The following is a 9,359-nucleotide window of genomic DNA, read 5'->3' as shown; positions in this document are numbered from 1 at the left end:
TCTGGAGAGGGGGCCTATCGCGTTTGTGCAGGTCAGACGGCGTCGGGACGCCGTGGTCAGTGTGAGCCCAAAGGCGGTTCGAACGTGATGCCCAGGTGCTGGAGGAGACCTGCCCGCTGCTCGGCCGTGGCCAGGACCATGATGTCGTCGTCGAGATGCGGGCCTGCCTGTACGACGCAGCGGAAGTCCCGGGGATCGTCATGGGGACTGAGCGCTTCGATGGCCTGCCGCGCTGCTCCCATGTCGAGGTAGTCGTTCGACTCCTGCTCGATGCCGAAGGAGAGCGGCTTGCCGTTGCACTCGAAGTGCATCGTCCCCAGCCCGCAGTCCTCGTCGTCCGGGTTGTCCTTCTCAAAGCGGTAGTGGGAGACGGTGACTCTGCCGCCGGTGAGGGCTGCGGCCTCGTTCAGCAGCCATTCGTAGTGCTCGTCGGCGAAGTCGACGTCCTCGGAGTGGATGGAGACGGCCACGTCGAAGGATTCGAGGGCGCTGGCGACTTCGTAGTGTGGCTTGATCGGCTCGGTCGCGTACGCGGCGGCCTCGTCCAGGACGCTCCGGGCCTTCTCTTGGGTGATCATCCCGAGGTCGGTGAGGACTTCGGCTATCCGTACGTAGCTAATCGATGGGGTGCTCGCCATAGGGGCATCCTGCCAGCAGCCGGCCGCGAGAGTACGCGGCATGGCACAGGGCCCGCACCGCTCGGGCACCTCACGCCCGGCGGCACAGAAATGGCTGGCCCGGCCGCGTACCCGATCGCTAACCTCAGCAACCATGAACCAGCGGCGGCGCAAGAAACTCTCCCGGCAACTCTTCGGAGCAATTCTGCTGGGTGACACCGCCCGCGTTAAGGCGCTTCTGCGGGCCGGCGCCGACCCGGAGCGAGCCGACGGCGAGGGCACCACCCCCCTCTACACGGCTTCCGTGTGCGGCAAGGCGGAGATCGCCCGCCTGCTCCTGGCAGCCGGCGCCACCCCCGACACCGAGAGCAGCGGAATCGGCGCGGAGGGCACGCCGTTGTGCGCAGCAGCATGCTGGGGGTACACGGAAACCGTGCGTGAACTCCTGGCACGGGGCGCCGATCCGAACCTTCGCGAAGACCACGGCACCGGCCGCTCTCCCCTGGAGTGGGCGCAAGACGGTTCCCATTCCGAAACCGCCGCTCTCCTCATCACGGCGGGAGCAACCCCCCGCGGGGCGACAACCTGATTCACTGGCCGAGCAGCTGAGTGCTCGCCAGTTCGCCGTAGAGGGCGTCGCCTTTCATGAGCTGGGCGTGGGTGCCGACCGCCCGTACCCGGCCCGCTTCCATGACCACGATGCGGTCCGCGCTGGTCACGGTGGACAGCCGGTGGGCGATCACCAACACCGTTGTGCGGAGGGCGGTTTCGGTGATCGTGTCGCGCAACGCCGCCTCGTTGGCCGCGTCGAGCTGGGAGGTGGCCTCGTCCAGCAGCAGCAGCCTCGGCCGACGCAGCAAGGCGCGGGCGATCGCGACACGCTGTCGCTCGCCACCGGAGAGCCGGCTGCCCCGATGGCCGACGTCGGTGTCCAGGCCATGGGGCAGACCGTCCGCCAGCACATCCAGCCGGGCCATCCGCAGGACACGGGCGAGCTCCTCGTCGCTGGGCTCGACGGTGCCGAGGGTCAGGTTGTCGCGCAGGGTGCCGGCGAGGACGGGAACGTCCTGCTCGACGTAGCCGATCGAGGCGCGAAGCAGGGGCAGCGGCCACCGTCGTACGTCCTCACCGTCCAGGAGTACCCGTCCGGCCTCAGGCTCGTAGAAGCGCTCGATCAGGGAGAAGACCGTGGTCTTGCCGGCGCCGGACGGGCCGACGAAAGCGGTCAGTCCGCGTGCGGGCAGGGAGAACGTGACCTCGTGGTGGACGCGGGGCAGTCCGGGGCGGTAGGCGAAGCACACCTGGTGGAACGCCACACCGACGGGCGACCCGCCGCGTTCGGAAGCCGCGACCGCGGGGGCCGCAGGGGAACCCGGGGCCGCAGGCGTGGTGTCCGGGCCGGCGGGGGAATCCGCCGCGACGGCCCGCTCTCGTACGTGCTCCGCTTCCAGCTTCTCGACCTCCAGCCTCTCGACGTGTTCGATGCGGACGGCAGCTGCCGAGCCGACCTGGAACTGGCCGACTCCCTCGGCCAGTTGGCCGATGCGAGGAGCCAGCGCGAAGAGATAGAGGAGGAACGCGACGAGCGTGGAGACGCTGATGGCGCCGGACGTCACGCGTGCGCCCCCCACCCCGAGGACGACGAGGAAACTGACCTGGACGACGACCGCCGAGGCCGTCGCCGACACCGCCTCCCACGCGGCGGCCCGTACCCCGGTCCGGCGGGCTTCCTCCGCCACCCGGTGCAGCGCCGCGGCCTCCCGCCGCTCGGCGCCCGACGCCTTGACCGTGCGGTATGCGCCGAAGACCCGCTCCAGCGCGGCCCCGATCTGCCCCACCGACTCCTGTGTGTGCCGGGTGGCACGGCCGATCCGCGGCGCCACGACCGCGACGATGACGCCGACGACGCCGATCACAGCGAGGGTGACGCACAGCAGCACGGCGTCGAGCAGCCCCATCATGACGACCGTCGCCGCGGTGACCAGTGTGCCGGTGACCGCCGCGGACACCGCCTGGGGAACGGACTGGCGCAGCACCGCCGTATCGGAGGTCACACGGGCGATCAGATCGCCCGGCTCGGTGCGCTCCACCACGGGCACCCGCAGCCGCAGAAGCCGCTCGGTCAGCCGGCGCCGGGCGGCGTACACCATGGACTCGGCCGACCACTGCAGCACGTAGTGCCCCAGCCCTACGAGGAGCGCCCCGGCCACCACCAGCAGGCTGAGCACGAGTACGGATCCGGCCTCGGGCTGCCCCCGGCTCATTCCGTCCATCACGCGCTTGGCCGCCAGGGGCTGGGCGAGCCCCATGACGCTGCCCATGAGTCCCAGTGCGACGCCCAGGGCCATGCGCCCGCGCTGCCGACGCAGATGACCTGCGAGGGCCCGGTGCCCCGGCGTCGCGCCGACCGGGTTCTCAGACGTCTGGGAGCGGTCGCCGGGGCCAGTGCGAGGCGTTTCGACGGAGGGTGCCGCGCTCATCTGCTCACTCCACGGTGAAGAAGCGCTGGAAGTAGTCGGCCGAGGCGCCTTCGCCGACGAGGACTCCCTCGGCCTCCACCCAGGCGTGCGCCGCGAACGGCGGGCGGCTGCGTACTCCCACGCACCAGACGGGCCACCGGCCGTCCCAACGGCACAGCAGGACGGTGGCCAAGGACCTGGTCAGGCACCCTTTGTGGCCTCCTGCGGCGAGACTCACGGCGAGCACCGTCTGCCGCGCCGTGCTCGCCTCGGCGAGGGTGGCGGGCCTCGCGCCGCGGCGCAGCCGGCGCAGTACGGCGCGAATACGGCCGGGCGGCTGGGTGGCGAGCACATGGGCACAGCACACCACCACCCGGACCAGGAAACGGCGGGCCGGTGGAACGGAGCGCGGGCGGTACGGGACCACTTCCGGCGTCGACATGCGTGACTCTCCGGTCTGGACAGACAGGCCCGGGACGGCCGGGCCTGGAGGGACGAAGGCGGAGGAACAGTCCGACAGAGTTGAACGGACCGAATCGATCAGGACGTGACGAGTCCCGCCGAGCGCAGCTCGCCGACGATGCGGCCGACGTCCTCCGTGGCCAGTTCGACGTCGACGTCGTCGTAGCGCGTGGTCAGGATCTCCACCGCGCGCTCGGTGCCGTGGCCGTCCATGAGGGTCTGCAGAACGATGGCGGCCGTCGGGTTGAGCGTCCAGTACTCGGCGCTCTCCTGGTCGAGCAGCGCCACGCCGTACTCGGTCTCGGTCAGCAGGACACCGGGCTTCAGGGTAACCACTGAATTCACCACTCTCAGGTCTCGCGGTTGGCGGCGGGCAGGGCCGACGGGCGGGCGGGTGCAGGGACCCGGCCGTGTTGCGTTGCCGGCCGGCTGACGGGCGGTGGCGTCATCTCCCGGGAGCGCAGCCAGACTTCGCAGGCGATGGTCGAATGCAGCCGATAGCTCTCCGTCTCCGCGGACAGAGCACGACGGCACCATTCGCGAAGGACCCGCTCGTCGACCAGACCGAGCCGGGCGAGCCGGGAGTCCTCGCACAGCGCCAGCAGTCCCCGGCGGTGCTCGCGCAGTCCCGCTTCCTCCTCGTACGTGGCGTTCGCCTTGGTGTCGCGGGTGCGGCTGGCTTCCGGCACGACTCCGCGCATGGCCTCGACGATGAGCGGCTTGTACCGCCACGGAGTGATCCGCTCCTGCGGTCGGACGGCGAGGGCCGCCTCGATGACGTGGGCGTCGTAGTAGGGCGCGCTGACCCCGATGCCCAGCGGGGCGGCCATCTGACCGATGTGCCGCGCCCATTGGGAGATGCCGTCCATCCCGACCAGCTCGCGGTGTTCGCCGTGCCCCCGGCCCCGGGGCTGGACGTCGGACAGCTCCGCGCAGAGCAGCTCGCGTGCTGCGGTGAGGGCGTCCGGGGTGGCCCAGGGCGGCATCCGGGGCGGAATCGCCCAGCCGAGCAACGGCTCGTCTTCAGGGACCGCTGGTTCGGTCAGATCGCGGGCCACCCGCTGAAGCCACGTCCGGTAGGGGCTCCGGTCCAGGAGCTGGCGCAGTACTCCGCTCCGCGACCACCGGTATTTGGCGGCGTACCCCCGTACCGCCCGCCAGGCGACGAGGGGATGGGTGAGCAGCAGCGCATGCAGACGGGCGGGCGTACCGGCCAGCAGTTCGTCGCCGCCCAGGCCGGTGAAATGGAGGTCGGACCCGCGGGCGGCCGCCAACTCCACGATGCCCATACGGCGGTTGCGGTCGACGGTGAGGATGCTGGGCGTGTCCAGGACGTCCGACAGGGCATCGATCCCGTCGAAGGTCATGGCCACGTCCTGGGCCGGGACGACATGGTGCTCGATGCCGTTCAGCGCCTCGACGGTCCGCCTGGCCCAGTACACGTCGTCGCCGGCCTCGTCGTGGAGCGCGGCGGTGTAGGCGACGACACTGGTCCCGGTGCGTGCCGCCGTACAGCACACGGCAGTGGAGTCCAGCCCGCCCAGGTCCGAGGTCACCAGGTCGCGCCCGCGGGTACGCACCTCGACCGCTTCGGTCAGGGCCTCTTGCAGTCGCCCGGCGCCGACGGCGAGGGGGACGACGGGGTCGGGCGGTGACCACCACCGCCTGGTGTGGGACCGCCCGTCGTGATGGATCGTCAGACAGTGCCCGCCCGGAACGGCGTGCAGACCGCGCCACAGTGGGTCCCCGGCGCGGGGGTACGGTGCCCTGAGCATCTCAAGAGCGATGCGGCGCTCGTCCAGTTCGGCACCGACCAGCTCGGCGAGGACATCGGCCCGGTCGGCCGCCACGCTCACCGGTCCGCGGCCGGACGTACCGGCCCGGGTGTGGAACACCCGGCGCAGGTCGACCACACCGGCCCGCACCGTTAACCGGTCACCGCCGCTGACGACCAGGTGGAAGCTGCCGGCCCAGTCGGCCGCGCGGTCCAAAGCCGTCGGCGAGCCGGTGGCGGCCGCCGCGGCGGCCCGCTCGGCATCCCGCGCGGTGACGGCATGCTCCCCGATCACCGCGACACGCGTCCCCCCGCACTCCCCCGTCACGACGGTCTCCGGTGCCCAACGGCCCACCAGCCAGGGGCGCCCCGATGCGTGCGCCAGGCTCCGGTCCGCGTAGGAGAGCGCCTTGACGGCGAGAGCCCCGGCCGCGTCGGTGTCGGGCAGAGCGACGAACCAGGCGGGTACGACCTGGAGCGACAAGGACTGGTCCATGGGCTACGGCCTTCGGTCGGTGACACTCGGAACAGGGAGGCAGAACAGAGAACGGGTGGCGGCCGGCTGCCGCCACCCGATGACCGGACCTGCTAAGCGGTCGGTCCGGTGCGCGCTGCGCCCGGACCGCTCAGCGGTCGCGGGTGGCCTCGGTCAGAGGACCTGCTTGCCGCCGAGGACGTCCTTCGGGCCGTTGTCCTTGAGGCCGGTGACCTTGCGGAAGCTGCCGGCCTTGGCGAGGGTGGGACGCTCGTACGTCATGATCGTTCTCCTTCTTTCCTGGGGACGGTGTACACAACAGGCGCCTGTGCAGCGGATTTCAAGCAACTCCCGTGACGGCAGTTGCGAGCGGCGAAATCCGCGGCTCAACGATAAGTAGGAAAACCTCAACAACGCAATGACGGACTGATGGCATTGAGTGGTACACAGAGGGCGCGCGATTCCAGTGCACAACAGTCGAACATCCCCTTGCGCCCTTGCGTCTTCGCATTCTTGCGCCGTTGCCTCCAAGTGCCCGTCGCAGTACGGCAGTTGGTTACGAAATAACGTTTGCCCTGCGCCCTGCCGCCCATTTTCGGGACCAGGAATATCCATCCCACCCGAAATAAACGCGAACAGAGTATCGACGACCCGAAGAATCATTCACCCTTGAGTGGGCCGCCGCGTCGCACACCTCTCGAACACAGGTGATCGGGCGGCCGATACCGAAACAAAGATACGAATCCACTACGGGGGGACCCTGAGCAGATCCCTGAGGCCAGGGCACCGCGTCTCGTCCCAGTGAACGATGATCACGCCGCTCACGCACCGGATCCTGGTAGCGACCCCGCAGCGGGGAGAGCAGAGAGAAGAGAGAGGACCAGCATGGCAACGCGCAGTACGCACCCGGCCGCGCCTTCCAATGAAAGGTTGAGCCATCCGCGTATCCAGCGGGCATTACGCAGCACCAAGCTGCTTGTCGGCTGCTATGTCGGGCTCAGCGTGTGCACACTCATCGCCATCATCCTGCTGCGCGGCCATCACGACTTGGTGACCGACGCCGTCTGGGTCCGCGTGAGCATCGTCGTCGCCACATCACTCCTCATGGCCGCTTTCGCCGCGGGAACAGCCCGCGGTCACAGCCGGTCATATCTCCGGCTGCGCTTGGCCTCAGGGGTGATGGTGACGGCAATTTCCGTCATCGTTGCACTTCCAGGTGCTTTTCCGGCATGGCTGAGAATTGAGCAGGCCGTCTGCGGAATCCTGCTGATCGGTGTCGTCCTGATGGTGAACAGCAAGCGGATGCGGTCGGCGTTCGCCGCCCATCGGGAGATCTAGCCTCTGTGCCCGTGGTCTCGGCCGGGTAGGGAGCGGATCGGTGCCGGGCGCGCGAACGTGACGAGTCGACCACCCGTGCCTGGACCACCCACCACTCCACCTCCGCACCACACTCCTGGCACTCGGCGAAGTGCTTGGTGGATTCACAGACCGGCTTCCTGCGGCAACTGCCGGGCGAAGCGGCGGATCGCGTCGGTGAAGGCATCCGGTGCGTCGAAGTTGGCGAGATGTCGTGCGCGAGGGATCAGTTCGATACGGGCCTGCGGATGTGCGCGGGCGAAGTCCACTTCGCCGGAACGGAAGACGGTGTCCTTCTCGCCGTTCAGGATGAGCACGGGAGCCGCCACATGGCGCATCGCAGCCGCGTCGAAGCGGCCCAGCACCTCGCCCCAGGCGGCTGGCAGGGTGTGGAAGGCGTAACCGGCGCGGATGGTCGGCTCCACCACCTCGGGTGGATAGAGGCGGCGCAGCAGCCGGTCGTTCCAGCGGGTCAGCCGGTCCCCCGCGATCTGCGGGACGAGCCCGGCGACCCATCGGTACGGGATGGCCCACGGGCCGCGAGTCGAGACGCTGGCTCCTGCGAGGACCAGTCCGCGCAGCCGGTCCGGGCAGCGCCGTGCGAACTCCAGTGAGGCGTATCCGCCGAGTGAGTGCCCTACGACCAGCGCCGGCCCGCGGTCGAGCGAGTCCACCGCGGATGCAATGACCTCCGTCGCCGCGGCCAGGCTCCAGGGCTGCGCGGAGCGCGTGCCGTGGCCGGGCAGGTCGACCGCGACCACCGGGAACTCCTCTTGGAGTGCGGCGAGTTGCGGGCTCCACTGTTCTGCGCTGAACCGTGTCCCGTGTACCAGGACGATGGGCGGCGCGTCCGCTGCCGTCATGAATCCCCCAATCCCCCAGATCAACGACGTCCTCGGGGCGACCTTACCGGTGGGGTGGTCGAACGCCGTTGGCGCTGAGCCCCCGGGATGCCAGCAGCCGGCTCTGGACGCGGACGTGCCGAGGCGGGCACCCGGGGGGCGGCTTCGATCAGCCGGCCGGCATGACGTTGGTGGCGTCCAGCGCGGGGCGCAGGGCGTGGGCGAGCCTGACGGCGTCGCCGACGACCCAGAAGTGCACAAAGAATAGGCGGGGTTTGTCCGTCAAGCCGTGGTTGTGGAGCTCGACGAGCTCGGCCCCGGCGCGTCGCAGTGCCGCCAGGACGTCTTGGACCTCCTTGGCGATCATGGCGCAGTCGCCGCTGACCGCAGCCCGGCCGCCGCCCAGCGGCTGGAAGTTGAACGCGCTGGTCGACCCGAGCCCCGGCGGCAGTACCCGGCGGCCGTCGCTGACGGTCTCCCGGCGGACGAAGACGGACTTGTAGATGCCGTCGTCGACGGAACCCTTGACGCCCAGCGCGGCATCGACGCCGACGGTGTCCAGGTCGACGAGCCGCGCCGGGGCCGACGGCAGCGCGGGCGGGGTGCCGGTGCGGTCGAGTGCCGCGCGCAGGCCGCGGGCCAGGGCGACGGTGTCGTGACCGTGTGAGTGGACGTGGACCCACCAGATGTCGGGAGTCTGGGAGAGGAGGTGCTTGTGGATCGCCGTCAGCCCGATCTCGTGCGTCTGCAGGGCGTCGATGAAGGGCTGCAGTTCGCGCTCGGCGACCACCAGATCGCCCATCACCAGCGTGCTGTGATCGGCGTAGCGGACGAAGGACACGTGCGAGCCGAGGGCCAGCGCCGGTCTGACGACGACGTTCTGGGACCGCACGAGCAGGTCGTGCCGCGGGAAGGCCGTGTGGTACATCATGTTGCGCTTCATATCGCCTGGTCGGCCCAGCGTGTGGGCCACGCTCTCCCAGCCCGACACGGCAGTGGCAACCGGCTTGATCAGCTTGCCGTTCTTTCCCTCTGGCTTCCCGGTGGCCAGGGCCCGGGCGGGGGCCGACGCCCCGGCCACCATCGGCGCCAGGGCGGCCGCGGCCAGGATGCGCCGCCGCGACGCACCCGCGGGCGGGTCGCCGTCCTGCTGTCGGTCTCCGGCCTTCTCGATCACGTGAGCACCTCCATGCCGAGATGGAAGCACGACGAACCGGAGCCGAGGCGGTCACCCGCATCTGTTGGGGCCAAGTGGACTAAGAGCAATCAGCCCCCGGGCACGCCGTAGGAGTGACGGGCATCGCGGGGACGCCCCACAAAGCCGACGAGGCGCCCAGGCATCTGTGCCTGGGCGCCCCGTCGAGGGAGGTGACG

At 70.0% G+C, this 9,359-nt stretch carries 10 protein-coding genes; 2 read left to right on the top strand and 8 right to left on the bottom strand.

Features of this window, described 5'->3' with window-relative positions:
* Window positions 1–56: 56 nt before the first annotated feature.
* Window positions 57–638: a hypothetical protein gene (locus ACWD6P_RS32070; protein ID WP_451447698.1), complete on the bottom strand. Its 582-nt coding sequence runs from the start codon at window positions 636–638 to the stop codon at window positions 57–59.
* A 133-nt stretch (window positions 639–771) separates the two neighbouring features.
* Between ACWD6P_RS32070 and ACWD6P_RS32065 the strand changes: the two genes are divergently transcribed.
* On the top strand, window positions 772–1,206 hold the full coding sequence (locus ACWD6P_RS32065; RefSeq protein ID WP_451447697.1) for an ankyrin repeat domain-containing protein: 435 nt from the start codon (window positions 772–774) through the stop codon (window positions 1,204–1,206).
* A 1-nt stretch (window position 1,207) separates the two neighbouring features.
* Here ACWD6P_RS32065 and ACWD6P_RS32060 read toward each other — a convergent pair whose 3' ends face one another.
* The 5 genes from ACWD6P_RS32060 to ACWD6P_RS32040 form a co-directional block, all read right to left on the bottom strand.
* Window positions 1,208–3,097, bottom strand: a complete 1,890-nt coding sequence (locus tag ACWD6P_RS32060; RefSeq protein ID WP_451447696.1) for an ABC transporter ATP-binding protein — start codon at window positions 3,095–3,097, stop codon at window positions 1,208–1,210.
* Between the two features lie 4 nt (window positions 3,098–3,101).
* Window positions 3,102–3,518 (bottom strand): lasso peptide biosynthesis B2 protein, encoded by a 417-nt coding sequence (locus ACWD6P_RS32055; RefSeq protein WP_451447695.1) that lies wholly within the window; start codon window positions 3,516–3,518, stop codon window positions 3,102–3,104.
* Window positions 3,519–3,616: 98 nt separating this feature from the next.
* Window positions 3,617–3,874 carry a lasso peptide biosynthesis PqqD family chaperone gene (locus ACWD6P_RS32050; RefSeq protein WP_451447694.1) on the bottom strand — a complete coding sequence of 86 codons (258 nt, stop codon included), beginning with the start codon at window positions 3,872–3,874 and terminating at the stop codon, window positions 3,617–3,619.
* Window positions 3,875–3,888: 14 nt separating this feature from the next.
* Window positions 3,889–5,808 carry a lasso peptide isopeptide bond-forming cyclase gene (locus ACWD6P_RS32045; protein ID WP_451447693.1) on the bottom strand — a complete coding sequence of 640 codons (1,920 nt, stop codon included), beginning with the start codon at window positions 5,806–5,808 and terminating at the stop codon, window positions 3,889–3,891.
* 153 nt (window positions 5,809–5,961) lie between these two features.
* Entirely contained in the window at window positions 5,962–6,069 is a 108-nt protein-coding gene (locus tag ACWD6P_RS32040; protein ID WP_168092546.1) for a keywimysin-related RiPP, read from the bottom strand.
* Window positions 6,070–6,672: 603 nt separating this feature from the next.
* Between ACWD6P_RS32040 and ACWD6P_RS32035 the strand changes: the two genes are divergently transcribed.
* A complete protein-coding gene (locus tag ACWD6P_RS32035) occupies window positions 6,673–7,125 on the top strand; it encodes a hypothetical protein (RefSeq protein WP_451447692.1) in 453 nt (150 codons plus the stop codon).
* Between the two features lie 143 nt (window positions 7,126–7,268).
* Here the strand turns inward: ACWD6P_RS32035 and ACWD6P_RS32030 are convergent, their stop codons facing one another.
* Both ACWD6P_RS32030 and ACWD6P_RS32025 read right to left on the bottom strand, forming a co-directional pair.
* Window positions 7,269–8,006: an alpha/beta fold hydrolase gene (locus tag ACWD6P_RS32030; RefSeq protein WP_451447691.1), complete on the bottom strand. Its 738-nt coding sequence runs from the start codon at window positions 8,004–8,006 to the stop codon at window positions 7,269–7,271.
* Between the two features lie 148 nt (window positions 8,007–8,154).
* Window positions 8,155–9,162 carry a DUF1259 domain-containing protein gene (locus ACWD6P_RS32025; protein WP_451447690.1) on the bottom strand — a complete coding sequence of 336 codons (1,008 nt, stop codon included), beginning with the start codon at window positions 9,160–9,162 and terminating at the stop codon, window positions 8,155–8,157.
* Window positions 9,163–9,359: the final 197 nt, after the last annotated feature.

The organism is Streptomyces sp. NPDC002446 (assembly GCF_053595675.1).
This window is presented reverse-complemented; position numbering and strand designations above follow the sequence as displayed.

Bases quoted from the DNA above. Each gene is read 5' to 3' on its own strand.
- ACWD6P_RS32070 (WP_451447698.1), bottom strand. From the start codon at position 638: ATGGCGAGCACCCCATCGATTAGCTACGTACGGATAGCCGAAGTCCTC.
- ACWD6P_RS32065 (WP_451447697.1), top strand. From the start codon at position 772: ATGAACCAGCGGCGGCGCAAGAAACTCTCCCGGCAACTCTTCGGAGCA.
- ACWD6P_RS32060 (WP_451447696.1), bottom strand. From the start codon at position 3,097: ATGAGCGCGGCACCCTCCGTCGAAACGCCTCGCACTGGCCCCGGCGAC.
- ACWD6P_RS32055 (WP_451447695.1), bottom strand. From the start codon at position 3,518: ATGTCGACGCCGGAAGTGGTCCCGTACCGCCCGCGCTCCGTTCCACCG.
- ACWD6P_RS32045 (WP_451447693.1), bottom strand. From the start codon at position 5,808: ATGGACCAGTCCTTGTCGCTCCAGGTCGTACCCGCCTGGTTCGTCGCT.
- ACWD6P_RS32040 (WP_168092546.1), bottom strand. From the start codon at position 6,069: ATGACGTACGAGCGTCCCACCCTCGCCAAGGCCGGCAGCTTCCGCAAG.
- ACWD6P_RS32035 (WP_451447692.1), top strand. From the start codon at position 6,673: ATGGCAACGCGCAGTACGCACCCGGCCGCGCCTTCCAATGAAAGGTTG.
- ACWD6P_RS32030 (WP_451447691.1), bottom strand. From the start codon at position 8,006: ATGACGGCAGCGGACGCGCCGCCCATCGTCCTGGTACACGGGACACGG.